The 26,692-nt window shown below is 46.2% G+C and carries 26 protein-coding genes; 11 read left to right on the top strand and 15 right to left on the bottom strand.

Annotated elements, in window-relative coordinates; translation table 11 throughout:
• Positions 1-149: 149 nt before the first annotated feature.
• The 3 genes from MIC7113_RS29535 to ruvC form a co-directional block, all read right to left on the bottom strand.
• Positions 150-782 carry an SH3 domain-containing protein gene (locus MIC7113_RS29535; protein ID WP_015185861.1) on the bottom strand — a complete coding sequence of 211 codons (633 nt, stop codon included), beginning with the start codon at positions 780-782 and terminating at the stop codon, positions 150-152.
• 308 nt (positions 783-1,090) lie between these two features.
• Entirely contained in the window at positions 1,091-2,035 is a 945-nt protein-coding gene (locus MIC7113_RS29540; protein ID WP_015185862.1) for a S1C family serine protease, read from the bottom strand.
• A gap of 207 nt (positions 2,036-2,242) precedes the next feature.
• A complete protein-coding gene (gene ruvC / locus MIC7113_RS29545; RefSeq protein WP_015185863.1) occupies positions 2,243-2,803 on the bottom strand; it encodes a crossover junction endodeoxyribonuclease RuvC in 561 nt (186 codons plus the stop codon).
• Positions 2,804-3,106: 303 nt separating this feature from the next.
• Here ruvC and MIC7113_RS29550 point away from each other — a divergent pair, with 303 nt between their 5' ends.
• The 3 genes from MIC7113_RS29550 to MIC7113_RS29560 all read left to right on the top strand — a co-directional run bounded on the left by MIC7113_RS29550 (position 3,107) and on the right by MIC7113_RS29560 (position 7,208).
• A complete protein-coding gene (locus MIC7113_RS29550; RefSeq protein ID WP_015185864.1) occupies positions 3,107-4,474 on the top strand; it encodes a gluconeogenesis factor YvcK family protein in 1,368 nt (455 codons plus the stop codon).
• 110 nt (positions 4,475-4,584) lie between these two features.
• The gene (gene tsaE, locus MIC7113_RS29555) at positions 4,585-5,100 is read left to right on the top strand and encodes a tRNA (adenosine(37)-N6)-threonylcarbamoyltransferase complex ATPase subunit type 1 TsaE (protein ID WP_015185865.1); all 516 of its coding nucleotides are present in this window, start codon (positions 4,585-4,587) and stop codon (positions 5,098-5,100) included.
• Positions 5,101-5,327: 227 nt separating this feature from the next.
• Positions 5,328-7,208 carry an NB-ARC domain-containing protein gene (locus tag MIC7113_RS29560; RefSeq protein WP_015185866.1) on the top strand — a complete coding sequence of 627 codons (1,881 nt, stop codon included), beginning with the start codon at positions 5,328-5,330 and terminating at the stop codon, positions 7,206-7,208.
• 64 nt (positions 7,209-7,272) lie between these two features.
• Here the strand turns inward: MIC7113_RS29560 and MIC7113_RS39375 are convergent, their stop codons facing one another.
• The 6 genes from MIC7113_RS39375 to MIC7113_RS29585 all read right to left on the bottom strand — a co-directional run bounded on the left by MIC7113_RS39375 (position 7,273) and on the right by MIC7113_RS29585 (position 12,669).
• On the bottom strand, positions 7,273-7,419 hold the full coding sequence (locus MIC7113_RS39375; RefSeq protein WP_155898283.1) for a GNAT family N-acetyltransferase: 147 nt from the start codon (positions 7,417-7,419) through the stop codon (positions 7,273-7,275).
• A 309-nt stretch (positions 7,420-7,728) separates the two neighbouring features.
• Entirely contained in the window at positions 7,729-8,313 is a 585-nt protein-coding gene (locus MIC7113_RS37385) for an ankyrin repeat domain-containing protein (RefSeq protein ID WP_155898117.1), read from the bottom strand.
• Positions 8,314-8,370: 57 nt separating this feature from the next.
• Positions 8,371-8,598, bottom strand: coding sequence for a hypothetical protein (locus MIC7113_RS29570; protein ID WP_015185868.1), 228 nt, complete (start codon positions 8,596-8,598; stop codon positions 8,371-8,373).
• Positions 8,599-8,884: 286 nt separating this feature from the next.
• Complete coding sequence (locus MIC7113_RS29575; protein ID WP_015185869.1) at positions 8,885-10,888, bottom strand: protein kinase domain-containing protein; 2,004 nt, start codon at positions 10,886-10,888, stop codon at positions 8,885-8,887.
• Between the two features lie 317 nt (positions 10,889-11,205).
• Positions 11,206-12,132, bottom strand: coding sequence for a 30S ribosomal protein S6--L-glutamate ligase (gene rimK, locus MIC7113_RS29580; RefSeq protein ID WP_015185870.1), 927 nt, complete (start codon positions 12,130-12,132; stop codon positions 11,206-11,208).
• Positions 12,133-12,144: 12 nt separating this feature from the next.
• Positions 12,145-12,669, bottom strand: coding sequence for an ATP-dependent zinc protease family protein (locus MIC7113_RS29585; protein WP_015185871.1), 525 nt, complete (start codon positions 12,667-12,669; stop codon positions 12,145-12,147).
• Between the two features lie 103 nt (positions 12,670-12,772).
• Here MIC7113_RS29585 and MIC7113_RS29590 point away from each other — a divergent pair, with 103 nt between their 5' ends.
• Positions 12,773-13,603 carry a pentapeptide repeat-containing protein gene (locus tag MIC7113_RS29590; RefSeq protein ID WP_015185872.1) on the top strand — a complete coding sequence of 277 codons (831 nt, stop codon included), beginning with the start codon at positions 12,773-12,775 and terminating at the stop codon, positions 13,601-13,603.
• 300 nt (positions 13,604-13,903) lie between these two features.
• On the opposite strand, the gene MIC7113_RS29595 is transcribed toward MIC7113_RS29590, so the two are convergent.
• Entirely contained in the window at positions 13,904-15,112 is a 1,209-nt protein-coding gene (locus MIC7113_RS29595) for a Coenzyme F420 hydrogenase/dehydrogenase, beta subunit C-terminal domain (RefSeq protein WP_015185873.1), read from the bottom strand.
• A 372-nt stretch (positions 15,113-15,484) separates the two neighbouring features.
• Here MIC7113_RS29595 and MIC7113_RS37390 point away from each other — a divergent pair, with 372 nt between their 5' ends.
• From MIC7113_RS37390 to MIC7113_RS36995, 4 genes are all read left to right on the top strand, one after another.
• Positions 15,485-16,198 carry a PspA/IM30 family protein gene (locus MIC7113_RS37390; RefSeq protein ID WP_216596351.1) on the top strand — a complete coding sequence of 238 codons (714 nt, stop codon included), beginning with the start codon at positions 15,485-15,487 and terminating at the stop codon, positions 16,196-16,198.
• 31 nt (positions 16,199-16,229) lie between these two features.
• The gene (locus MIC7113_RS29605) at positions 16,230-16,478 is read left to right on the top strand and encodes a hypothetical protein (protein WP_015185875.1); all 249 of its coding nucleotides are present in this window, start codon (positions 16,230-16,232) and stop codon (positions 16,476-16,478) included.
• Between the two features lie 105 nt (positions 16,479-16,583).
• Complete coding sequence (locus MIC7113_RS29610) at positions 16,584-16,784, top strand: type II toxin-antitoxin system VapB family antitoxin (protein ID WP_015185876.1); 201 nt, start codon at positions 16,584-16,586, stop codon at positions 16,782-16,784.
• Positions 16,781-16,966: a hypothetical protein gene (locus MIC7113_RS36995; RefSeq protein ID WP_155898118.1), complete on the top strand. Its 186-nt coding sequence runs from the start codon at positions 16,781-16,783 to the stop codon at positions 16,964-16,966. The genes MIC7113_RS29610 and MIC7113_RS36995 overlap by 4 nt, the downstream gene beginning before the upstream one ends.
• Here the strand turns inward: MIC7113_RS36995 and MIC7113_RS29615 are convergent.
• Positions 16,951-17,754 (bottom strand): alpha/beta fold hydrolase, encoded by an 804-nt coding sequence (locus MIC7113_RS29615; RefSeq protein WP_015185878.1) that lies wholly within the window; start codon positions 17,752-17,754, stop codon positions 16,951-16,953. The two genes, MIC7113_RS36995 and MIC7113_RS29615, sit on opposite strands and share 16 nt — an antisense overlap.
• 35 nt (positions 17,755-17,789) lie before the next feature.
• On the opposite strand from MIC7113_RS29615, the gene MIC7113_RS29620 reads away from it, so the two are divergent.
• Positions 17,790-18,062, top strand: coding sequence for a hypothetical protein (locus MIC7113_RS29620; protein WP_015185879.1), 273 nt, complete (start codon positions 17,790-17,792; stop codon positions 18,060-18,062).
• Between the two features lie 225 nt (positions 18,063-18,287).
• Complete coding sequence (locus MIC7113_RS29625) at positions 18,288-19,016, top strand: Uma2 family endonuclease (RefSeq protein WP_015185880.1); 729 nt, start codon at positions 18,288-18,290, stop codon at positions 19,014-19,016.
• Between the two features lie 26 nt (positions 19,017-19,042).
• On the opposite strand, the gene MIC7113_RS29630 is transcribed toward MIC7113_RS29625, so the two are convergent.
• Entirely contained in the window at positions 19,043-19,978 is a 936-nt protein-coding gene (locus MIC7113_RS29630) for a phosphodiester glycosidase family protein (protein WP_015185881.1), read from the bottom strand.
• A gap of 27 nt (positions 19,979-20,005) precedes the next feature.
• On the opposite strand from MIC7113_RS29630, the gene MIC7113_RS29635 reads away from it, so the two are divergent.
• On the top strand, positions 20,006-20,848 hold the full coding sequence (locus tag MIC7113_RS29635; protein ID WP_015185882.1) for a pentapeptide repeat-containing protein: 843 nt from the start codon (positions 20,006-20,008) through the stop codon (positions 20,846-20,848).
• A 30-nt stretch (positions 20,849-20,878) separates the two neighbouring features.
• On the opposite strand, the gene MIC7113_RS29640 is transcribed toward MIC7113_RS29635, so the two are convergent.
• The 3 genes from MIC7113_RS29640 to ftsH2 all read right to left on the bottom strand — a co-directional run bounded on the left by MIC7113_RS29640 (position 20,879) and on the right by ftsH2 (position 26,300).
• Positions 20,879-22,270, bottom strand: a complete 1,392-nt coding sequence (locus MIC7113_RS29640) for a hypothetical protein (RefSeq protein ID WP_015185883.1) — start codon at positions 22,268-22,270, stop codon at positions 20,879-20,881.
• A gap of 426 nt (positions 22,271-22,696) precedes the next feature.
• On the bottom strand, positions 22,697-23,839 hold the full coding sequence (locus MIC7113_RS29645; RefSeq protein ID WP_071884144.1) for a CapA family protein: 1,143 nt from the start codon (positions 23,837-23,839) through the stop codon (positions 22,697-22,699).
• Positions 23,840-24,413: 574 nt separating this feature from the next.
• On the bottom strand, positions 24,414-26,300 hold the full coding sequence (gene ftsH2, locus MIC7113_RS29650; RefSeq protein ID WP_041781431.1) for an ATP-dependent zinc metalloprotease FtsH2: 1,887 nt from the start codon (positions 26,298-26,300) through the stop codon (positions 24,414-24,416).
• Between the last annotated feature and the right edge of the window lie 392 nt (positions 26,301-26,692).

Below are 26,692 nucleotides of genomic sequence, written 5' to 3' on the forward strand. Positions count from 1 at the left end.
GGCGTTAGTAGGATGGTTAATCTTGAGATCTCTTAGTCAAATAGCATAAAAACAGGTCTATGCCAATCACCCGGAAAATGGGAAAGGTGTCAAGAGGCAACTTTCACTTTAATCCCATTGAAGTGGTGGAAAACTTTTGCCAAAGTCTACTAGATACAAGAAAATGAAGCGCTGAGATTCCCACTCGGAAAGCCACTGGAAACCCAGCCACTTCTTGGAGTCGAGATTTCAACCCAAGTGCGTCCGGTACTATCTACGCTTGATGCTCCCGTAACCTTGACCGTGGTTCCCACCAAGACTGAACCAACCTGTGAGGAGCTAGATGTTGGTTGGGAACGGATAACCAAACCTGAAGAAGCGGTGACTCGGCGACAAGTGCTTGTCGTAGGGGGAGGATTGGTTCCACAAGATTTGAGATATCTGGCGATGACATATCCACTTGCCGGAGAACTCACTTGTATCCAACCCGCGCTCCCCTCACCTGCCAGCGTCACCTGTTGATTGGGTTCTAAGGTTTTAATAATGTCACTGCTGTTGCCAACCGAAGGCTCTGTAAAGATATCTATCGTCCTGGTTGCAGCACGACATTGCCCTACAAGTTGCGCCAATTGGATGTTGCCTGAACTTAGGGACGAGGTGGTTGTTGTTTCTTGGAGGGAACTGGCTAGAGTCATGTCAGGAACAGTTGCAGCCTGTGCCTCTAGACTACCCACGATGTTCAATCCCAACAAGATTAGCGCCAAAAAAGCGATTAACTTGCCCCATCGGCTCATCTTTTTCATACAATAAACTCCTCATTACACCAAAATGCTTATGTTAGAGACTCCCAGAGTCAAAAACATCCAAGCTGTAGAATCTTGTTTTACAAAATAATTGGCTGATCGTTGAAGGTATTTGTGAACTTGCCTCTAGATTACATAAAGCTGAGATATTTGACCCGTTGAAAGTCTTTTAGTCCCTGAGTCTCTAAAAGAAGATTAGTGCAAATCGTCGTAAAGATCGAGGCATGTCCAGCTATCTGCCTTTTAGGAAAGTAGGAGTCAGTCTATCTTGGCTGGGAAAGCTACTTAGATATAGAATGCTTCAACGTTTAAAAATTAACCCGAACATTAGCCAAACGGCGATTTCGCCCTATTGTCAGAATCGCTGAGGAGGGACTAGCGTCTAAGAAGGCTTGTAAATCTTGAAGTCTCCGGAGACGACGGCCATTAATCGCCAGCAGTTGGTCACCCGGTCTTAATCCTAAACTCGCCGCCAACGACCTAGGTTGTACACCCAATATGACCAAAGTCCTGGCATCTAACGTCACTCCCAAACGAGGGGTTGAGGATGAGGGAGCAACAGCCGTTGTGCTGGGATTGCTTCTGTTCCGGTTTTGTTCAATAAAATCTCTAGCAATGACAACACTGGTGGCAAAGCCAATCCCTGTATTTCCTCGTCCACCGGGACTCAGAATCGCTTTATTGACACCGATGAGTTCACCTCGTGAGTTGAGTAACGGTCCACCGGAATTCCCTGGATTGAGTGCGGCATCCGTTTGTAAATCACCATTGGGACTCACACGGCTCAAGATACCAGTTGTCAACGTTCCTGACAACCCAAAAGGACTACCGATCGCAAAGACTCGTTGACCGACTTGAATATTTTGAGGAGCGGATAAACGTACCGTAGGAAAGCGTTCAGTTGTATTCAATCGCACGAGCGCCAAATCATTTCTGCGATCGGCGGCAATCACTTGTCCGGTATAGCGCTTTCCTGAAGACGTACTCACACTCACCCGACCGCCTCTTGTCCCCCTGATTACATGTTCATTGGTTAAAATCAGCCCCTCTGCGCTAACAATACTACCTGAACCCGAACCTCTACCCGTACTAATCGTTACAACTGTAGGACTAGCAATGCGATAAACATCAATACTGGTTTGCTCTTCATTCCGAGCTTGAGCCAGAACAGGGGAAACCGATACAGAACTCCAGGCTGGAGGATTAATCAAACAAACACAAGCCGCACACAGTAAAAAGCGCTCAAGTCTCATGACACTTAAACAGAAGGAGACAACCTTAAGACGGATGAGTTCACAACGTTGATGACGCAAATCAGGAGCTTGTGTTTCTTTTTACCTTAAAAACCCATGGACTAGTTGTGGGTAGAGCTTGATCGTGCTAGCTTATCAGACTAATCCCAGCCTTGCGAGAGTGTCAGTGTGAGTCTGTCAATGTGTCGAAGTTCGTGAGAGTTAGGACTAAGACTGATGAAACCAAGCGGTTAAAGCAACAGCTAAGGCATCTGCGGCATCATCTGGTTTGGGAATATAGTCTAACTCTAACTCCCGTGCTACAGCTTGCTGCACCTCATATTTGTCGGCATTGCCATAGCCCGTCAAGGCTTGCTTAATTTGAGCCGGTGTAAACTCTACCATGGGGACATCATGCTGTGCCAACACCAACATCAAAACGCCCCGCGCCTGAGCTACAGTAATTGTGCTACTCATCCGGTAGAAGAAGAGTTTTTCAATTGCCACGAGATGAGGTTGCCACTGTTCCATCAGGGTGTGCAAGTCGTCATAAATCGTACACAGTCGCGTTCCCATCTCAGTTCGAGCAGGGGTCTGGATGACACCAAAATCCAGTAACTGCACCGATTCAGTCAGCGGTTTTGCTTGTGAATTGCCACAATTGTTTGCTGCCACCGCTAAGGAGGTTACCGCATCCCGTGCTCCTACGGTTTCTGCTGTCTTTACAAGAATTGTCCCAAAGCCTAGAATGGCTAGCCCTGGATCGAGTCCCAAAATTCGCTTTTCCATTTGCCTTGACTAGAGGAAACGTCCATCCAGTCTATTACCCTCCCATGGGAGACGACCGAACGCACAGAGCTTTTGACCCTGTCGTAGCTTTCCATCATAACTGCTGAGATTTTGATGTCCTATTTATTAACCCCTTGTCTAATTTTCCGAATATATCCTGGTGAGCTCTCGCTCATGCGTCATAAACAATATGACAACTTTAACCACAGATGATCTTTCACATCGAGTCGAATACTTGAGTCCTTGCACCGTGCTTGGTTAAAGTCTATCCAGTCTTTGCATTCCCCAGACTTGTAATTAGTGATGTCTTCAATCAGTGTTTTCAAACGAGCTCTACGCACCCTACAACACGAATCGAAAGGTCGAACCCCTCAGCGAGTTAACCGATGGTTTAAGTGGTTAGCGCCTGGATTATTGGTCAAACGTTGGTTACTCATCAGTGCCAGTGGTGTACTCTTGACCAGTCTGGGGGTAGCGATTTGGGCCAAGTTAACCCCTATTTTTTACTTGCTTGACCTCACCTCTAAGGTTTTGGAAAAGATTGCGAACTTTGTCCCCAATTATGTATCCGGTCCGATCGCGATTCTCTTTGGTCTAGCCCTAATTTTCTGGGGGCAAACTCGGACGGTTGGTTCGATTACGGAGGTGTTAAAACCAGAGGGCAATAAAGAACTGGTTGATGTTTTGATGGCTCATCGCCGACTCAACCGAGGACCCAAAATGGTTGTTGTGGGCGGTGGCACGGGTCTTTCTAGCTTACTCAGAGGATTGAAGGTTTACAGCGCCAATATCACAGCTATTGTGACTGTAGCGGATGATGGGGGTTCCAGTGGACGACTGCGGCAAGAGTTTGGGGTACTGCCACCTGGAGACATTCGCAACTGTTTGGCAGCTTTGGCTGATCAAGAAAAGTTGTTAACGGAACTGTTTCAATATCGTTTCCGGGCGGGGAATGGTTTGGTGGGTCACAGTTTTGGTAACTTGTTCTTGACGGCGATGAGTGAGATTACAGGGGACTTGGAGCGAGCGATCGCCGCCAGTTCTCAGGTTTTAGCCGTGCGAGGACGGGTACTGCCCGCAACTCTAAGTGATGTTTGCCTGTGGGCCCAATTGGAGGATGGGCGTCGGATTGAAGGGGAGTCGAATATTACCGCCGCTAACGGTAAAATCATCAAGATTGGTTGCACTCCCGAACGTCCGCCTGCATTACCTGCCGTACTTAAAGCCATTCACGAAGCGGATTACATTATTATTGGCCCTGGGAGTCTGTATACGAGTATTATTCCCAATTTGTTGGTACCTGAAATTGCTGATGCGATCGCCAAAACGTCTGTTCCCCGGATTTATGTTTGCAATATCATGACTCAGCCCGGGGAAACGGTAGGATATACGGTTAGCGACCATATTCGTGCGATTGATGAGGCTTGTGGTCAACCGCTGTTTGATGCGGTTTTGGTACATCGCAAAGTGCCCTCAGCCCAGTCTTTAATTAACTATGCTCAAGTTGGTTCTCATCCTGTGTTTCTGGATCGAGATGCGGTTGGGAAATTGGGGCGTCGCATTGTGTTATCCAACGTGATGGATGAAGATCAGGATACGAATTGGGTACGGCATAATCCCGAACGGCTAGCGCGAGTGTTGCTCCGATGGTATAGCAAAGCTCATAGTTAGAAATGAGTCATCGGTCATTAGTTATTGCTCAAAAGAATACTTCTACCTCTGATTGGCTTGACTTTATAACATAAGGACTTGTTAGAAACAACTCTAAGGACTAATGACGGATGACTACGCTCTTTCTGACTGATGCTGAAGCCACGCGATCGCTAGGAGTTCGATTAGGGAATTGTCTCCCGGCTGGCAGTGTGATTTTGTTAGAGGGCGATTTAGGGGCAGGTAAAACGACTTTAGTTCAAGGAATTGGGGAAGGCTTGGGGATTGAAGATGCGATCGTTAGCCCTACGTTTACCCTAATTAATGAGTATCCAGAAGGACGTATCCCTTTGTATCACCTAGATTTATACCGATTGGAACCGTCAGAAGTCGAAGTGTTGAATCTGGAAAGTTATTGGGAGGGGGCTGAGTTTCCGTTGGGAATTGTTGCGATCGAGTGGGCAGAACGGTTGCCTTATAAACCTCAAAGTTATCTATACTTGCGTCTGTCTTATTCCCCAGAGAGTGGGCGTCAAGCTGAACTTGTTTCAGTGGGTAATTTTGATTGGGGCGCTTTAGCACAAGACCTAGGACAGGCAAAAGACTTGCCCCTACAGCCGGAGACAATGAGGGATTTGGAGGCGTAAAAGGTCGGATTCTCGTGAAGAAAGCCAACTGCTTCATAAGACAAGCCAAGTGTTTCTTCACTAAAGGGCTAATAATTTTTAATCCAGGATATTTCAGATAATGTTTCTCAATCCGCATAGTCGTCTGGTGTGCGCTGGAAGTCTCGTAAAATCTAAAATCAAGGATAAGCTGATGAGGACAATGGCTTTCACTTACGGGAATCCCCAAACTTTTTTAAACAGCATCAATGGCGAGACCAAATTATGGCCCTCAAGCTAAACAGCGCACGAAACGCCTTTTGGAAGCCCTCCTGGCTTATGCCAATCATGAATTGGAGGATGCTGAGCGGCTCAAGATACAGAGCAACTGGAATTCAGAAAAAAGTCTGATTGTCAAGACCAAAATCAGATTTTTGTCAGAGCTAACAGCCTTAGCCCCACCTGGGGGTAAGTTAAATAGTGAGCAAATCAAGGAAGCCCTGCATCGCCTTGAGGATTTTTTGGGCATTCTGGAGGACAATCGCGTCAAGACACAAGGCGCAGATGACTGGCACTTTACCTTGAAGCTTTGGTATGGACGGCACGATCAACAAGCCAATTTAAAGCGGTTGGAGGTGGAGTGGGAGCGTCGTCGGGAGCAAAAGCCGAAAGGTGAGGAACGCGAGGGTACAAAAGCAGACTCTCGCGAGAGTACATCAGCCATCCAAAATCTAAAATCTAAAATCCCTAATCAAATTGATTGGGGAGAAGCGCCAGAAGTTTCAAGCTTCTATGGACGCACGGAAGAACTCCACCAGCTAGAACAATGGATTGTCCATGAGCGTTGCAAACTGATTGCCCTTTTGGGTATTGGGGGGATTGGTAAAACCACGTTGGCGGTGATGTTCACCGAACAGATTCAGGAGCAGTTCGAGTGTGTCGTTTGGCGCAGTCTCAAGTCAGCACCACCGATTCAAACCCTATTAGAGAGCTTGCTGCAATCTCTCTCACAGGGCAAAGAAACTCTTGTCTCTGAGGATGTTCACCAAAGTATCTCTCAGCTTCTGCATTACTTGCGGCAGCGCCGTTGTCTCGTGATTTTAGATGAGTTTGAGGCGATTCTGTCAAGTCACGAAGGGCAGACTTCCCCACAATTGGGACAATACCAGGAGGGATATGAGGGTTATGGGGAGTTACTACGGCGAGTTGGTGGCGAACGTCATCAAAGTTGTATCTTGCTCACCAGTCGCGAAAAACCCGGAGAAATTACTGGATTGGAGGGTGAAACCCTGCCTGTTCATTCACACCTACTGTGGGGTTTACAGGCTAAGGATGCTATCGATATTTTTAAGGAAAGAGGGTTTTCTGGTTCGGAGAATGGGCTAATTCAATTAATTCATCTTTATGGTGGCAATCCTTTAGCGTTGAAAGTGATTATCACCATGATTCAGGAGATTTGTAATGGTAATATCTCCTATTTTTTACAGCAAAATACTTTAGTTTTGAGCGATCGCCTGCGGACATTGCTCAAGCAACAAGTTAACCGTCTCTCGGAGTTGGAAAAGGAGGTGGTGTATTGGTTAGCCATTGAACGCCAACCCATTTCATTGTCTAGATTACGAGAGGATTTACTATTACCTCCGTCTCAATCTCGATTACTGGAGGCATTAGCCTCTTTGGAACGGCGCTCTCTGATTGAAAAGGTCACACCTGCACCCCTGGAGAAAATGGCAGAAGGGGGGGAGACATTGTTTACGTTGCAGCCATTGGTGATGAAGTATGCGATCGAGGAATTCATTGAACAAGCCCTCGATGAGATTGATGCTGTACTAGAGACGCAAGATTTTGAGCCATTCAAGCTTTTGAGGAATCATTCACTGATTAAGCCTAATTCGCCCAGTAATCCAGATAGTAGGGGCGATCGGTCGATCGCCCCTACCCAGATGGTGACACGATTAAAGAATGGTCTACAACAAATGTTTCGCTGTGATGATAATCTAATCGCGGAGGAAATCAGTGCAATTTTACCGTTGCTCAGAGGCAAATCAGCAATAACGGTGGGGTATGCAGGGGGTAATTTGTTAAAGCTGTTTGAGGCTTTAGGGATAAATTCGGATGCTTACGATTGGCAAGATATTCCGATGCGGTAACTGATAGTTTGTCTTGAGGTTGTTAGGGTTTGTTTGCTAAAAGCAGAAAGTCAGGCTTGTTTCCTTATCTCAGATAAATGTTTTTATTATATTCTTGAATAATATGTTTGACTATAGCTGAACCTACACCTCTCCTACGCCATTTTACTTCTACTCTTAATTTAGCAAGATATAATGTATTTTTTGATTCAAATAAATCTGCCCTAGCTATTACTTTTTATTGTTTTTTATTAGAATTTCTATCCTTTTCCTTCCAAGGTTAAATATTGTTTGTTTCAATTGAATTGAATTTGACTACAAAATACATCCTAGTGGCAAAAAAGACTTTTCATTTTCCAATTTTTCCAAGCTATATTTCCAGGCTTTATGCTTATCTACCCTTTCTCGTCCACAGATTTGAACAGATTGAAAGCTACCTACGTCACAGTTCATAAATCGACCACGGATGAATGCCACTGACATCTCCTGATCTGGTACTGTATCTGACTCTAGCAATATGAGGATACAAGCATCTTTAATTCTAACTCTTGCTGTAATAGTGCAGAGGAGTTAAACCCTTTTTATCCTTGGCTAGGATATTTGTCCCTTTGGCAATCAACAGCTCAGCTATTTCCCTGCTATCTGTCCAGTGCAGTGGGGTTGCACCCTCATTATCCTGAGCGTTGACATTTGCTCCTTTGGCAATCAGTAACTCAGCGATATCTTTACTAGTCGTCCGGTGCAGGGGGGTTGCACCTCTGTCGTCCTTAGCTTGGACATTTGCCCAGTTCGCAATCAACAGCTCGGCTACTTCCCTGCTATCTGTCCAGTGCAGTGGAGTTGCACCCTCATTATCCTGAGCATTGACATCTGCCCCGTTGGCAATCAACAGCTCGGCGACTTCCCTACGATCTCTCCGATGCAGTGGAGTTGCGCCCTCATTATCCTGAGCGTTGACATCTGCCCCTCTAGCAATCAGCAGCTCGGCTACTTCCTTACGGTTTGTCCGATGCAGTGCTGTTAAACCCTTATTGTCCTTGGCATGAACATCTACCCCTTGAGCATAAGCAATGTCTGCTGAAGGTGCGGTAGTTTGTACTGAAGGTGTGCGGTTGAAAAACCAAATTCATAATTTAACCTTCAAACTCAAAGACTGTACTTCTTCTCGTTACCGCACAGATAATTAGCTCAAATGAGTTCCTCCTCCTTGGCGATCGCGTGGTGCTCCCCGATCCGTTGGAGCTGTCTCAGCTTCTAGTTGAGGGCTTAAGCTAGATACAGCCTCTTGTCCTACAACTGTTTTGAACATCGAAGTCAGCCGAAACGGGGCAGAATGAGTACTGGTTAAAGGCAAGCTCAACCCTGTTGTTAAAATTATGGTGCTCAAGACTGCCAAATATTTATTGTGCATGAGTGACTCCTTGGTGGTATGGACAGTAGCTTTTAGGGGGATTTGGGCTACTGAATTTAGAATATTTGGGGGAAACCACCACAAGCTATCCGCTGATTACGGAGTCTGGAAGTCACTGAAAATCAGGGATCAGCAGTTCGGGGAACTCGCCACACTTAGGGGATTCCCCAAACTTTCCACTCGAAAAGCCTCACTTCCTACAAAGGTTAGGGCAGTCAGAAAGCCCCTCCCCGATGTAGGGAGGGGTTTGGAGAGGGGTTCTTTATTATTTGTTGCAAAAGGTATACTATCGACGCACAGGCTTAGTAAGCGCAGGTTTAGGAGCCACCTCTTTAAGCTGATTCCCAGGATTAAGGCGAGAAGATCCCTTCGAGGATTTAGAGGATTGAGCTAACTTTGTCAGCTTCATTTCTAATTTGGGAAACTTAGCAGTTAATCGAACTTGTCGCTCAACTTCTTCCTGGAAATTCTGCTTGCGAGAATACTCAACCATCTTGGCTTGAGCCGTTTCATAGCTCGGTGTTTCTTCTGGGATTTGTGCTAAATAATTCAATGCACTTTTGAAGTTTCTTTCAGATGCCTGCTGATAAGCTTGTTGTAATAAGCGTTCTGCTTTAATTTGTTGCTTTTGGGTATATTCCTTGAGCTTCGGTTGAATTTTACTGCCTGTATCTGTCTCTGGCGGAATTTGTTTAATTAGGGTAATCGCCCCTGTAAAGTCTTTTTGGGCAGCGAGTTGGTAAGCTTGTTTTAATAAATGTTGGGCTTGGGCCTCAACTTCGGGTTTGGCTTGTTCAACCAAAAGTTCGAGCTTGTATTGCCAATAGGCATTGTCGGGAGCTTTGCGAGCTTCTTCGAGTACATCTCGCCAGCGTCCCTCCTCCAAGGCTTGTTCAACCACTTTGAATTGAGTCGCTGCCTTGTTCCATTGGGAGCGCCACTCTTGGACAGTAACCACCGACTCTTGATAAACGGAACTGTCAGTCGGAATTGATTTGGCTAAAGTGAGGGCTTCCTCAAAATTCCCGGCTTGATATTCTTGTGTTGCTCTTTCTAAAAGATCGAGGGCGGGATTAGACGGAGCCGTATTGAGTAGGGAATAAAGCCCAAACGAAATGGCTAAAGCATTAGAGGTGGCTAGCCCAGCTCCGATTCCGGTCATAATGGGCGGTAGTTTAGGACAGCAGGCGATCGCTATTTCACGCGCATACTCCCATCTTTGACTAATGTTACTCGCTTTATCCTTTTCTTTTGCCTGTTCATCTCCTGGCTGCTGTGGCTTCAGAGAAGATGGGGAAACATGGCTTTGGGGTAACCGGGAAACACTATGAAAACACAGCGCTAAATCGTCCGTTTCTGCTAAACCGGAAACTGACTCAGAACCTGATGAGTCCGATAACTCCTGAGTCTTTGGATTTTCTATCACCAGAGTCTTGAGTATGGTTCGGGCATCTGTGGCGGACTGATAGCGGGACTTGAAGTCATAGCGCACCATGCTGTTGAGCACGCACGCGAGAGCATCACTGACGGCGGCTTGCTTTTGCCAGTGGATCTGACCATTACTAGGATTAATGGGTAATTGCAGGGGATCTAGCCCAGTAAGTGCCTGAATCGCAATCATACCCAGTGCATAAAGGTCACTGCTAGGGCACAATTGACCACTAAATTGCTCTGCTGGGATGTAGCCTAAGGGGGGAATTGCGACAGGAGCAATAGCGGGATGAACGGCAACAATTTGTGGCTGGACTGGACTCTGAGGAATCGAGTGAGCAATGCCAAAGTCAATCAAAACCAGCTTGCCATCTGAGAAACGTCTGATCAGGTTGCTGGGTTTGATGTCGCCGTGAATGATTCCCTGACGATGAACAAATTCCAGAAGACCCAAAACGTCCTCTAAGAGTTTAATGCACTGAACTTCACTCCAGCGTTTGTTATCATATAAATCAAGAGGCAGTTCTACACTCAGGGATTCTCCGACAATTAGCTCTCGCACCAAGTAGAATCCATGTTCGTCTTCAAAAGCATCTAAGAATTGCGGAAGCTGGTCATGAGTACCTACTTTTCTCAGCGCTTCTGCATCGCTAGTGAATCGACGCTTACAAATTTCCCCTCGTTTAGGATGGTGTCCTTGGGGTTGAAAGAACTTAACCACGCATTGAGGCGTGCCGCTGAGCCAGGCATCTTCGGCAACATAAGTGTGCCCAAAATCTCCCATACTCAGAACTTGAACAATTTTGTAACGCCCGTTGAGAAACTTTCCCAAAACAGGCTGGTTTGTCTCAGTGTTCAACGGACTTCTCCCTGCCAGAATATCCTTACATTTAGAACATCCCTTCAGTCCTCGCTCTGAGTACCTCTTCCTCAACTCCTATCGTGAAACAACCGTTTCCCCTTACTCCTCCCCTATATCCATAGGAAGAAGACAGGTATCGTGTTGCTCCCCTTCAACTAACAAATTCCTTCCAGATTCCTCGTCTTGTTAAAACAGAGCAAGACAAAGGGGGAAGTGAAGCTTGAACAAAAAGTTGGGGGTAAGGCTTTTGAAAACTGAACTGGTGTTCTAGATCTCTTTTTTCAGCCCTTTATCACTATTTCCGGAATTACTGGTTAATATTGGATGCGATCGGCTTTACGCGAAGCACTATCGCGGATTTTTCCGTTGGCAGCATTTTTTTCCAAATATTCGATAATCTTTCCCGCCACATCCACCCTCGTCGATTGCTCAATGCCTTCCAATCCTGGTGAAGAATTCACCTCCATCACCACTGGGCCGTGATTGGAGCGCAGCAAATCTACCCCTGCAACTCTTAGTCCCATGGCTTTGGCGGCTCGGACGGCGGTGCTACGCTCCTCCGGTGTCAACTTCATAGGTTCAGCGGTTCCACCTCGGTGCAGGTTCGAGCGAAATTCCCCTGGTGCGCCCTGCCGTTTCATCGAAGCCACTACCTTGTTGTCAATCACGAAACAACGAATATCCATACCTTCGGCTTCTTTAATGAACTCCTGCACCAGAATATTCGCATCGAGGTCGCGAAAGGCTTCAATCACTGACTTGGCAGCTTGATGAGTTTCTGCCAACACTACACCAATTCCTTGTGCCCCCTCAAGTAGTTTGATCACAAGAGGAGTTCCACCCACAATATCAATTAAGCCATCAATATCTTGGGTTGAATGGGCAAAGCCAGTGACTGGTAAACCAATTCCTTCACGGGAGAGAATCTGGAGACAGCGCAGCTTATCACGGGAACGGGAAATGGCTTGAGATTCGTTAGCGGTGAAGACACCCATCACTTCAAACTGTCGCACCACGGCTGTACCGTAGAATGTCTTTGACGCTCCAATGCGCGGAATAATTGCATCAAAGTTTTCTAACGGTTTTCCTTGATACATCACAGTCGGTTTATGAGACGTAATGTTCATGTAGCAGCGCAGGTAATTAACCACCCGCATATCGTGTCCCCGTGCTTCCCCAGCTTCCTTTAGGCGTTGAGTGGAATAAAGCGAAGCATCCTGTGATAATATGGCTATCTTCATAAAGATTTTTCTTTAAGCCTGTTGGCGTTTTTGACTCCCAGTCCGGCTTTGCAGGAAGGATTGACCTGCATCTACCAGAAAGCGCCGACGCACGGCCTGACGTCCCAGCAACATCCGAAAACCCATCTTATCCCGATTGGTTAGAGTCAGTTCAATGGGAAAAGCGAACTGACCAATTTCTACTATCGTTTGGATCACGGGTCGCAACTGGGTATGACCCCCTGAATTGCGAACATCTCGCTGGTCTATTAATTCAGCTTGAGCCAGTATAGTGCGATCGCTATTTCCCTGGTAGGGATGCACCTTGAAGCGAACCATCATTTTCCCGTCATCTTGGAATGCTTCGAGATCAAACACATGTAAGGCAGACGAGCGTGCTCCGGTGTCAATTTTCGCTTTGACTTCCGAAATTCCTAGTTCAGGCAACGCCAAGTGTTCCCGCCAGCCGATCACTGGCAACGGCTGTTGGGAGATAGCAACGGGTTTTTCCCTGTTTTGCACTGTGATTCCTTGATCGCAATCGCAGTTAGGCTCCATTTAGTCTCTGACAGATCATAAGCGATCGCCCCAATGTTAAGGGATGTAAATCCAATATGTATATGCAATAAGGTAGTTTTATATTTTTTTTACCTTTGCCAACATGAACGAAGTCAGTAGCCATGAACACCAAAAATTGATGGAGGTGAATACTGTGAAAATACAAGAAGAAACTTTTGCATTTTCCATGCATTCCAAAACTATTCTCACAGAAATAGAGGGAAGGGGAAACTCAGAACAATCAACTCCTAAGTCGGGTCTAAACGCTACCCTCACAGGTCTTGACCTTAAGCGAGATTATGACCAAGGCGAACGAAACTTTAGCCAGATAGACCTAGCTCAGGAAAACCTGGTTTGGATGGATCTTAGTGGAGTAAACTTAAGCCAAGCCAATCTCCAACAAGCCAAACTAAGCGCAGCAACGTTAAAAGGAGCCAAGTTACGAGAGGCAAATCTCCAAGGGGCTAATCTGCGAGCTGTAGACTTGAAAAATGCCGACTTGTGTGGTGCTAATTTGCAGGGAGCTGATTTAAAAAGAGCCGATCTGATTAATACTAATCTAAGTGGAGCAGACTTAAGCGGCGCAAACCTCACCGATGTGATTTTTGAAAAAGTTAATCTACGTGAAGCCAATCTCAGAGGTGCTAATCTTCAGGGACTTGATTTAAGTGAAGCTGACTTAACGGGTGCAGATTTGAGTGAAGCTAATTTAAACGGAGCACGGCTACAAGAAGCGCAGCTATCTCAAGCCAATTTGAGCGGATTAGATATGACGCACCTCAATCTAAGCGGAGCCAATTTGAGACAAGCAAATTTAAGTGAAGCACAGTTGAGTCAAGCCCAATTATATGGCACTGACTTAAGAGGAGCCAATCTTGATGAGGCTATCCTCGATCAAGCTAAGCTAGCAGGAGCTAAGTTGCCACAGCCGTAGGGGTTAGGGATGACAATACAACAATTTTTGTGAACCTTCCATTGATCAAAAGATAGGACAGCAACAAGTTAATAAGCACAGAATTTTTCAAGGCGCATTTACGATTTAGCCCAATAAAAAATAAAAGTTTAGTCATCAATAGACCCATCTTGAAAGTGATTTTTAAGATGGGTCTATTCTATTGGTGACATGCTCCCCAAAGAGTGCCCTTCCCCTAACATCGATTACTGTACTTCATAAACGTGCAATCCGCTGTATTTATGGCTGATTTGCCGGACAGCGTATTACACCGATGACCTCTTAAGATTCTGGTAACTTATATTGTCCAACAATCCGCTTGGCGTACTCTGGAACATGTTCCTCTAACTTCTCAGGGTGATTACGCTTTACATATAAATAGTTGCGGGTGAAGTGGGAATCTATCGAGAAACGGGCATACTCTAAACCTTGAGGACCAATTCTTTCAATCACCACACCCATCAGTTTTGCCGCCCACATCGGCAGTGTGACGCCTTTGTCATAGGCGGGAATGCTTTGCTGTACAGCATTGCGTCTGTCACCCTTAGACATCACAGGCTGCGTTTCCAGTTGGTTTTGCACCAAATCCAGCATTTCTTGTCCCGTGTCATTGCGTACCACAATCCACTGCCAACCAAAGGGTGCTCCCATGTAGCCCACCACTAAATCGGCTAAGGAGTTCACGTAGTCAAAACAGCTCATGCAAGAGGGGGCAAAGACATCTTTGAGTTGGTTTGTCTTCAGTCCGAAGAAAGGGACAGTTTCAGTGGAACCATCTTCGTGTTTGAAGTGAACCCGAAAGTCTTGCATGAACTCGTAATGCACGACTGTTTCTGGAGAACGGCTAGTGGTATCTAGGAATTTTTGCAATCCATCGCGGGTGACATTATCGACGCAGGGTGTTCCTAAAACGTAGAGCTTTTCTAATCCGAGCTGTTTTTCAACGGCACGTAATGCCTGGATTTGGCAACCAACGCCAATCACTAGCAGTCGCTTCATCCCCGATTGTTCTATTTGCTCTAACACGGAAAGGTTAGGCGAGAGGGTGGGTTTATTCACCCGTGCTGCCAGAATTTCTTCTGGAGTTCGAGCAATAATGGGCATGGGTTGAAAGCGGTCTTCTTTGGTGTTTTGCACACAGACGACGCCTTCGACGATGCCGCGATTGAGCATTTCAATGGCAATCGTGCTAACAATTCCTGTCCACTGTGCCCCCTCAATTGGCTCGGTTTTCCGGGCTGCCATCATGTTCTGGTTGACGCCAAAGTACCAATCATCGGGATTATCGAGATGGCGGCTGCGTCCGTGTGCTTCTTCTTCGAGTTCAGCAATTTGTTGGTTTAAGAAGGCACAAGCTTCCTTGACATAGTGAATGTAATATGTATCGCAAAGTCCACACTCGCTACACAGTTCTTTGGCTGGGCGACGGCTGGAAGATTTGAGGGCTTTGGCTTTTTTATGCTTGGCGGAATCGGGAGTTGTTGCAGTCATTGAAAGGTCGTCTCTTAAACTCAGGTCAATTTTCTCACGATTTCTGGGTGTCGATGGCGTGAGGTGTGCGTCGCTTGATATAAAGCCCAAAATTCTCTATATTTCATAGCCTTCCGCTGTATTCACGGGGGTTTTTGCTGTTCCAAAAACTGCTCGATTTCTGCGAGGTAGATGAGAAAGAGGGAAATGCGATCGCTCAAACAATTCTGATCTACAACTCGATATGACGCTTCAGGGTGTGGAATGTAGGTTGATACAAACTCAACAGAGATGAGGCTACTTTATATCTATGTACTAGCAAGCAACAGGAAAAACATCAACATGGTTTTAGTCGATCGCATCAGCCGGATAGTTAGAGCTAACTGTAAAGATATGACAGACAAGCTTGAGTTTGGAGAAGGCGCAGGCTTTATGGCTACAGGAGCGGTTACAGGTGCTGGAGTTTCGGCAACCATTGGTGGAATGGGATTAGTCGGAGGATTTGGAGGAATTAGTATTGGCATGGCTCCGGTTACAGCAGCAGGAGCGATCACAGGTGCAGCAGTTTACGGGGGCACAAAAGCGATAGAGAATAAAGATGCTTCGGCTTTGGGTGCTGCTGCCCTTGGAGCGATGGGTGGTGCTGGGGTTTCTAGCGCTGTTGGTGGGATGGGCTTAGCTGTTGGTGGAACCGCTGTAGGAATTGGTATGGCTCCGGTTGCAGCGGCTGGTGCGGTGGTAGGACTGGGTGCCTATGGTGTGAATCAACTTCTCTATCAGACCAAAACTAGTGATAATCCTGAAAAAGTCATTGAATCCCTTAAGCAAATCAAACTAAGCATACAGCAGGAAATTGCTAATTTAACTGCCAGCAAAGAACTGATTCAAAAGCAGTACAAGCAAGCTCATCATGAAGTTAGCTCTTGGCATAAAGTCGCTGAAGCGGCGATGAAAGCAGGACGTGAGGATTTGGCTTGTAAAGCTTTGGAGCGTAAGCTTTTTCATCAGCAAAATGTTACTACATTCAAAACTCAGTTCGAGCAGGTAACAGCAAGAATACAGTCTCTCCGAGGCGACTTGAGCGTTATAGAACTCATTTGCCAATGATAAAATCAAGAAAACTTAAGAGGATCGACTGATGACTGCTTCACTGGTTAGACCCTCCAAATTTCTGCCTGAAGGGATCTGCATCCAACGCATCAACAACCTCACTCTCTTCAAATTCACCGATAAGCTGGGCGAACGGATGCAAGAACTCCTTGATAAGAACAAATTAGATACCCTTACTTCAGACGAAAAGATCGAACTAGAGGCGATTGGCGAACTCGATGACATCTTCAGCTATATCAACGCTGTCATCGCTGCACAAGACAATGCCCATTCCTAAACCCAGCGCTGCCGTCTACAGCAGATCGCTCCTGATTCTGGAAAGAAGCAAGCAAGAGAAAGCGCGATAACATTGATTTAGTCAGTCGTTGAGTCAGGAGCAATCGTGGCTATACCACTCAACATAAACGAAGCCTTGCTACAAGAAGCACTCGCACTTGATGACCAGACAACCATTAATGCTCTGGTTGAAACAGCCCTTCGTGAATATATTCAACGTCGCAAACGGCTCAAAGTATTAGACATCTTTGGTACCATTGATTATTACGAAGACTACGACTACAAGCAGCAACGCCAGCAGAGATGAGCGTCATTGTTGATACCTCTGTTTGGTCACTGGCTTTGCGTAGGAGAACGCCACCCGACTCTTCCCCAGCCGTCACACTATTGCGGGATTTAATCACTGCAAGGGGCATCCCCCCTGAGTATCTCATGGCGTTGGTAAGAAATCAGCGATCGCTCTCAATTATCCTTTACTCAACCAAATAAGCTCTAATCGCTCGAATTACCTCATCAGGAGCACTCAAGTGAGGGACGTGACCTTGTGCATTAATGTTCACTAGCTGACTTTTGGGAATCTGAGAAGCGAGATATCGACCCACTTCAGGGGGTACAGCCTTGTCATCGCTCGACTGTATAATCAAGGTCGGTACAGTTAGGCGCGATAAGTGGGCGCGAAAGTCTGACTGAAAAATCGCACGGGCGAGAGCAAGGGCAATATCTGGACGAACGACTGCCATAGTACCGGCATACTCACGAGCAAGGCTGGGACGCTCTGGATTGCCCATCATTAGAGGCGCGAAGAAGCCACAAACCCAAGCCTCGTAGTTAGCAGACATCGCCCCATATAAAGCATCGAGGTCAGACTGCTCAAAGCCACCGTGATAGTCTACATCGTTGAGGTAACGGGGTGATGCACCCATAAAGATCAGTCGGCTAAAGCGCTGTGGTTCTATTAGAGATGCGAGTAAACCCACCATGGCGCTGACGGAATGACCCACCAAAATAGAGTGAGTCAGTTTTAATTCGGCGCATAGTTCTAGCAAATCCTCTGCATACCCGTAAAGACTGCTGTAGCGCGAGCGGCTGTAGGCGTTAAAATCGGACTGACCCGCCCCGACATGGTCGAAGAGTACAATGCGATAGTCAGATTCAAAGGCGGCTACAATATGTCGCCAAGCCGTCTGATCCGAACCGAAACCGTGAGCAAAAATCAGCGTTTGATTGCCTTGGCCTTGTACGTTGACGTGATTGCGCTTAATGATATGGGTTGCCATGGCAGGTGTATATCGTTTCTTTTTGGGTACAAAACATGAGATTTCAGCCAAAGTTCAAATTAAATTACAAACAGGCATTCAGGCTATCCCTGCTGGTTAATGCTCTCGTCTTGGTAATCGGGCTGTTATTGTTGGTACAGTCTCCAGGAGAGGCGGCGGTGAGAGTGACGCGGATTGGATCAGCCGGAAAAATCGTCTCCCATAAGCTGCAAATGGCTAAGACAGATATCGTCTTTGTACAATGCAATACTAACGGTGAGCCGAAACTAGGTTACCTCAGAAACGAATTAGCGCTTACCTGTCCATAACTTGGTCGTTAGGACTTACACACTTGCCCCAAAATCTGGGGGAGTTCAATTGTGTTCTCCCCAAGGTTGGTCGGAGATTTAGTGAAGACAGCGCAATCATGCGATCGCCACTAGAACGTTCATCATCCACATCCAAACGCTACATTAAAGCTACACAGGACTTTCAGCCCTTGTGTTGAACGATCTGTGTAGATAGAAAGTGCGATTTGACCCGTGAGTCATACCATGTTATCCAGTAGCGCCAATTACGAAATCACCTGGGAAAAGCTACCAGATGACTTTGTTCTAGACGACGAACCCGTGGACAATATTAATCAGCCATCCCTTGCTGCCGCTTTAACCGAAAGCTTGGAAATCGCGGGAAAGCTTCCAGCCAATTCCCTGATTACGACCAATTACGGCATCTGTGCCACAGTGAATCAAAAAATTGTCGTAAAAGCCCCCGACTGGGCATACATACCATCGATTCGGGTTCAACGGCAAGAAGTCAAACGTAGCTACACCCCCCAACTGCAAGGTGCGATTCCAGTCATTGTGATGGAATTTCTCTCCGATACAGAAGGGGGTGAGTATTCCATCAAACCCACTTATCCTCCAGGTAAGTGGTTTTTCTATGAGCAAATCCTGGGGGTTCCCAACTACATTATTTTTGAACCCGATGCAGGGGAACTCGAAGTTTATCACTTGGATGAGCAAAGACGATATCAGCTACAAGCTCCTGATGCCCATAACCGTTATTGGATTACCCAAATGGGGTTATCTTTGGGGGTATGGCAAGGAATCCGGGAAAATCGGACAGGTTACTGGTTGCGATGGTGGGATGAACATGGGGAACTGTTGCTGTGGGGTTCGGAGTCGGTGAATCAAGAAAGGCAAGAAAAGGAAATTGCTCAACAACGAGCCGAACGATTAGCCGCACAACTCAGGGCAGCCGGAATTGAACCAGAGATTTAAGAGGATAAAATTTGGAAACTATAACTCTACTTATCTGTCGGTAAGGCATAAAATCCTATGTGATTGGCAACTGGACGTTCACGCATGGGAAGTTTGGTATGAGTGGGAGCATTTAACACGGTGGCTCCTTCTGGAGTGGCTGCGACTACGGTGGTTGAACCGCCACCATCTAGATTCAAGGCTGAATCAGCGCCTAAATCCACAATAATTTTTGTCAGCTCTGCTAGCGTCGCTCCTTCGCTGTAAAGCGGGTGCTTACCATCGATCGCAATCAGCCAAAGTTTCTCACCCGCCCTATCCATCGCTACGGCAACACGGGAATAAGGTCTGTTACTGTGACGTACATCTAAATTTAAGCCAACAGGATTGCCACGCTCCATCAAGATATGGTTACCCGTCACAGCTTGAACTGTACCGTTAGGGCACTCTTTACCTTTTGAGAGTTGAACGCTATCACGCCCTTGGCTTGTGATCAAGCATAATACAGGCAAGTCCGACTCGTGGGGGGAGTAACTCGCGCCATTTGAGATCGCTTGTCCGACTACATTGGCACGCTCTCCACTACGGGGATAATAGTCCCAAGGTGTCACTTCACGAAAGGGATAGAAGAAGCTGGCATTGATTGCTAATTGCAGCTTGAACTCTTGGAGAAATTCTGATGTGGTTCGGGCGTTGATTTCGGTGGGAACTTCTGTCTTTTCTAGAGTCGGCTTTCCTGGCGTAACCAGTACTTTAACTCCGGGTGCTGTTAGGTCAATACTAACGATATGAATCATCAACGGACGGGGTGTGGAGCGAACCTCGCGTTTGTAGACAATGCCTTGAAATAGCGATCGCTCTTGAGTTGTTCGCGGTGGGCGTTGCCAATGGAGCCACCCGTAGAGTATCAGGGGCAAGAGTAATAGTCCCGTTCCCCCTGCCAGCAACAATTGCTTTATGCCAATCTGGTATCGATGATTCATGGTTTGAAGCGTTTCACCGACTCAATTATGGCAAGCTCATCCCCACTTAATTTTGCAAATCAGGACTTGCGAAACCGCTCCTTTAAGGGTCAGAACCTAAATGGAGCTAATTTTAGCGGTTGTGATCTTCGTGGTTGTGATTTTAGTCACGCTCTATTGCAGGATGCTAATTTTGAGCGAGTCAAGACGGGGCAAACACCCAGGCAGTTCATCCCTTCTGTGGTGCTTGCTCTCGTTATAGGTTTGTTATCCGCTGATGGATTTAGCAAAATGATTTTCGGACTTTTGGGTCGTACCCCCGCAGAGGGAGGTTGGTCTTTTGTGATTGCTTTAGGCGTGAGTTTGGCGATTTCTGGGATATTTTCCGGGCTGAGAGTGATGATGCGCCCTAAGTCTCTGGCAAGGCGGATCGCGACGATAATATCGGGTGCGACGTCGGGGGCGTTGCTGGGTTTTTTCTATGGAGGAAGTACCACGGACAATAATGTCCAATTTGCGATCGCTGGGGCGGTATTGGGAGGAGTGCTGATGGCGCTGATTTGTTGGAGAGTTCGCCATCCACTGGTAGCCGTTGCGGTTGCTGCTGCCGGAGGCGTTGCTGGGTATGGCTTTGCCTTTTTCACGGGAGCAACGGCGATCGCTTATTTAAGTGCCCAAAAGTTGGTTTGGGGGGTTTTTTGGGGGGCTTTATCTCTGGGTTACATCGGTTTAACGATGAATTCTCTCATCCTAGTGGTTCGAGAAATTAGACATGGATGCGGGACATCTTTTAGAAGGGCGGACTTAACCAATGCGAAGTTTGATAGAGCCATTCTGCAAAACACTGATTTTTCAGGTGCGCTTGGTTCTAACAATTTTGAGTATAGCTAACTCGCGGTAGATTTTTTGTCTCCTTGGGATTTAAGCGTTGGAGGGAACCAGGAGATAGCTATTCCCAGACATCAATGTGGCTTGGCGATTTTCCAACAGTTTGATGACTCCGTTCGTGATGATTCTGGCTAGCTCACTATTGCAGCTAGCCAGATAATCTTCGGAAGAAATAGTTCCTTGAAAAAATGCCTGCGATCGCTCCCGCAAACGTCGAATCTCATTAAAGCCGATATATTTAACAACAAAAGTCGTTACAGGCGAATTTCTAATATCATAATTTGAATTTTTCCATCGTCCTATCTCCAACAAATCTAAAACTTCTCTTTCCACAGCCAGGGTTGGTTGATAGGGGCTAGGCAGATGAGGAAACGAGTCTTTCAATCGACCCACTGAAAATTCGGAATCCGGTAATTCTCCAATCATCATGGATAGAGAAACATCCGAGCCAAAGCGTAAAGAGAGGGCTTCAATCATGGCGATCGCCACCAGTTTACTTTCCAAGTAAAGCTGTGCTACTTCTATATTCTTACGGGTTCGCTCCACCAACTCGTAATAAGTAGAGTCCTCTGGCTCTCCTTGGAACTGATGAAAAACCAGTTCTGGCTGGAGGCATTTTAAAAAGCCTAACATTTTTTGCATGGCTTCTCGGTAATCGCGAACGGTGTAAGAACCGGATTTACGGAGATTATGGTTAATTTCTGGTAATATGCTCCAGGTATTTGTTAAAAAAACGGCAGAACTCGGTTCAGCGAAATTACCAACATCTCGGTTCGCTAATCTCACCGACCTTTTCACCGCTTGAATCACATCTTCATCGGTTAGCTGAAGATTGAACTGATGATTGGTTAATTTCAATCGTTGGTGTAAGAGTTCACTAGGGCTAAAACCCGATTCTGTCTTTGATCGGAAAGGAATTGTGGCTTCGATACAAGCTGCTACTTGAACAATCAATGTCGGACTTAAAAAGGACTCTAAAACCTTAGCCGCCACGAGAGTACTCAAGAATTCATTTTGCCCACCAAACGGAGAAAGGGCTTGACCGGGCACAAAGCCAAATATCATTGCCACCATCTCAAAGATGGCATCTTCAGGCAACTCATTTTGCTCTCGAATGAACAACTTTTCCCGCTCCTCCTCAATAAAAGGAGCCAGGTAATAGGTAAGATTAAAATTTATACTTTTATCGACTTGCACATATACAATATCGTGAAATAAAGCCGCTAGAACTTCAATCGCATCTCCATCTCCACCCACTTCAAAAATATGAGCGGTTGAATGGAAATAGCGCCAAGGGCTATCCATAGTTTGAACAATAAGCTTAGCAATCTTAGAGAGTTGCTTGAAAGGAGCTTCCACCTTTAGACGTTCGGTAACCCAGATTAGCTTGTCTAAGCATTGTTGATGATTATTGTCAAAATTCATAAAGCTCTCCAGACTAGCTTGGGAATTTAAATTTTGATATTTTGATAGAATGTGTGAAGAGTTTGGCAGGCATTCGTAAAGAAAGCATGAAGACGATCAGCCTTAGGCCGAGGCAGGGTTATAGCTAACGCTTGAGTTAGATCTAGAATTCCTGTGACGCCTTGATTTACTGTTAATACGAAAAATTATAGCTGAGAGATTCTGTTAACGCTCCCCTTAACTTCATACAAAATGATCGAATAGATTCCTTGCCCGTTAATCGGAAAAAAATTACAGACTTTGGGGTGAATTTTATCGAATTCTCAATCTTTATTAGCAAATTTATATTTAAGCCGCATGAGGGGTCAGACCCTCAATTATTAACTTTTAGAGCTACTAGATATTAAGGATACGCCTCAAGATTGATGATTAATTCCTGATTTAATCTCACTTTCGCAGGATTTGACCATTACTTTTGATGGTTAGGGCTGTTTTGGGAAAATCAAGCTGAGTCAGTTGACGAATGAGTTTGATACTGCGGCCTTTAGGATCAGGATAAGGTATACCTTGCCGATTCAGGTGAACGGGGATGATGTTACCAGACACAAAATCTCCCTGGTTATTCAGTTCCACTTCTAAAACCAGAGAATAGGCAAGTTCGGCTTGAGTGGAAAGAGTCCGGTATCCTAGAAAATTTCCCAGAGAATAGGCGATAAACTTGCCTTTGTAGAGTTCTACAGCTCTGGGAACATGAGGACTATGACCCAAAATTAGATCGGCACCGTTATCAATCATGGTGTGGGAAAACTTCACCAAATTGCCTCGATTTTCATTGGCGAAAACTTCTGTTTTATTGCGAACACGCATTGCACCAGTCCCCTCAGCACCGGCATGAACGGAAATCACCACAATATCCGCACGTTTGCTCGCTTTTTGTACCAGAGCTTTAGCTCGGGCTAAATTATTGATGGAATTGTGATAGTCAAAGTAGCTAAAGCCAATCCAAGCAATCGATACACCTTGATAATGAGCAATCAAGATTTGGCCTTTTTTCCCAACGGCTTTAATCCCCGTTTTTTCCAAATTTTGAATGGTGTCTCTGAATCCCTGAACATAGAAATCATAGGAATGATTATTAGCAACGCTCATAATATCAAACCCAGCTTCTTTTAAAATCTGGGTATAACTCGGAGGTGTGCGAAAGGGCACTACCAATCCACCTCCCACACCTTTAGCAGAGTAAGGATGATTGGTTAATGTACTTTCAAAGTTCCCGAATAAAAAATCAGCGCCTTGGAGCAGAGGCTTAACGGATTGAAAGAGAACTTTTTTGTTTGGATGAAGTCGATTCGTTGGATAGTTAGTGCCTGGAACGATATCTCCCACCGCTTTGATTTTGATATTAACTTTAGACGAAATGCCTGAGTATTTCGAGTTGGGTGGGATGTTAGACTTTGCCTGAACTTCAGTGTATTCCTCAATTTCAGCATATTCGAGGTCATCTGGAGAACGGTAAATCAAGCTATAGCCTATGCCCAGAAAAAAGCTCAGGACTCCCAACAAGATTAACAGAGAAGTTCGGCTGCGGATTTTTTGCTTCAAAAGGGCAATTTCCCTTGGTTCATCTCGTTTAGATAACAAGGTATAGCTCTCCTGCTGAGATAATAAAAGTCTGTTCCACTTTACTGTTAGAACGTTCTTGATAGACCTGATGCGAGATTTAATCATCCACGAAATAAATAGGGAAAGAGAGTTGAAGGGGAGTCTATTCGACCATGCCAAATGCCTAAGACCTGGGGCACCTAAACTTAAGCCTGAGCCAAAAGTTACCAGGCGGGGTGGCAACAGCATGGATTAAATGCTTTTCAGCTTATCATCTCTCTTACCATCGGTCTGCTCTGAAGGTATCGTTTGTAACGATGGCTTTCCCCTCGAAAGCTGAAGTCGCGCTGAGCAAAGGAGGCGAGCTCGCCTGATATAATTTGCCATAACCTCAGCGTCCCTTAGCGTCACCCTCTGCGCTCTTTGCGTTAAAACAATATTATTCCAATGCAAACGGATTCAACAGGATTCACTAGCAGTATTAATTCCACTCACACAATCAACAAAAAAAGGAGATGATTGATACCATCTCCCCTGACTTATTCACTTAACGTTCCTTTTCTTATAGCTGAGGCACGTATTGTTCCTTATCAGGTACATCTGTGTACTCTGCAACAATTTGACGGAACTCTTCACCGTCAATTGTTTCTTTTTCAATCAACAGATCCACCAAGCGGTCAATCACAACCCGGTTGTCCCGAATAATCCGACGTGCATCGTCGTGGCAATGCTCAACAATCACGCGAACTTGCTCATCAATTCGTGAAGCAACGACTTCAGAATACTCCGCTCTCGACGTCAAACCACCGCCCAGAAAGACTTCTCCTTCTTGGCTTTCAAGGGACATCGGGCCTAAATCGGACATCCCAAACCGGGTGACCATTTGCCGTGCCATGCCTGTGACTTGTTGTAAGTCGCCACCCGCACCGGTCGTAACTTCGGAATAGCCGAAAATCTCTTCTTCTGCGGCTCTACCGCCCAAAGCCCCTGTAATCCGAGCTTTGAGTTGTGCTCGGGTAATTAAGCCTTGCTCCTCGTTAGGCGTAAACCAAGTCAGACCTTGAGCTTGTCCGCGAGGAATTAAGGTAACTTTTTGTACAGGGTCGTGGTCTTTAACCAAAGTTCCCACGATCGCATGTCCAATTTCGTGGTAAGCAATCAAGCGCTTGCTCTTGCTATCCACCAGGGGTGTCCCTTCCATACCGGCAACAACGCGGTCAACAGCGTCGTTGATTTCCAGCATGGTGATCGCTTCCTTGCGGCGTCGGGCGGTGAGAATGGCAGCTTCGTTGAGCAGGTTGGCTAAGTCAGCACCGGTAAATCCAGGAGTCCGTCGTGCGATCGTTTCGATCGAAACTTCTGGCGCGAGTTTCTTGTTCCGGGCGTGGACATCCAAGATGCCAACCCGTCCCTTCATATCAGGGGCATCAACGATGACTTGGCGGTCAAAACGTCCGGGACGTAACAGGGCAGTATCTAGAACATCTGGGCGGTTCGTAGCGGCAATGATGATAATCCCGGTATTGCCTTCAAAACCATCCATTTCCGTGAGCAACTGGTTAAGGGTTTGCTCTCGTTCATCGTTACCACCGCCGATTCCTGCGCCACGCTGTCTTCCAACCGCGTCAATTTCATCGATAAACACGAGGCAGGGGGCGTTTTCTTTGGCTTTCTTGAACAAGTCACGGACGCGGGAGGCACCCACCCCAACGAACATTTCCACGAATTCACTACCGGAGATGCTGAAGAAGGGAACTCCAGCTTCACCGGCGATCGCTTTTGCTAATAGGGTTTTACCAGTACCCGGAGGGCCAACCAGCAGCACCCCTTTGGGAATGCGTGCACCCACGGCTGTAAACCGTTCAGGTTGTTTGAGGAATGTCACAACCTCTTGTAGTTCTTCTTTCGCTTCTTCAATTCCAGCCACATCGTTGAACAGAATGCCGGTTTTGGCTTCCATCTGAAATCTTGCCTTGGATTTCCCAAAGTTCATGGCTTGACCTGGGCCGCCATTGATGTTACTGGAACGACGGAACAGGAAAAACAAGCCAGCAATCAAGAGAATCGGGAAAATTAGATTCCCCAGTAGCCCCCAAATGGCTCCATCATTCCGCGCTGGATGAGCATCTAGGCTGATATTGGATTCTCTCAGTTTGGCAACGAGTTCTGGGGCGTTGGAGGGGAGATCGACTCGTAGCCGTTGGATGCGGTTATCGAGTTCTGTATCGACCGCTTCTACAATTGCCGTGCGACCACCATCATAAAGGTCAACACTGGTGACTCTCCCGGCATCTAAATATTCCAAGAAGCGACCATAGGTCATTCGAGTGCTTGCCGTGTTTCTACCCATATCAGCGGCAGGTGTCGAAAAGGCTCCCTGCCATAGGAAAAACCCAATAACAAGGGCTGGTATTGTCCAAAGTAATATTATTCTCCAGGAAATTTTCATTTTGTGATTAACCTCTAGATACTGGTCATACATGCTGGTTTTAGTCCTCTATGAGCATGAGGAACAAGCAAACTCAGCTAAAAAATGCATGAACAGAAAATTTACTGTTACTACCTATCCGTCTTTTAGTCACAAGTTTAGGGGCTTGAGCGATATAACGGCAAAGACCTGTACTTGTAACGTTATCTTAACTAAATTTAACGTAATTCTCACGATTCGAGCAAGCCACTCTGGAAGAATGATGAACGCGCCTGGATCTTAGGCTTTAAGCCAACAGATACAGACGCGCTTTTTATCCTCTATGATCGCTCGTAGGGAATTAGGTTCGGTCAAAACCGACTAAGTGGGGTACGGCAGACATCATCCACCTATTGAAAGCTCCCTAGTTTCCC

The organism is Allocoleopsis franciscana PCC 7113 (assembly GCF_000317515.1).
GTDB classification, from domain to species: domain Bacteria; phylum Cyanobacteriota; class Cyanobacteriia; order Cyanobacteriales; family Coleofasciculaceae; genus Allocoleopsis; species Allocoleopsis franciscana.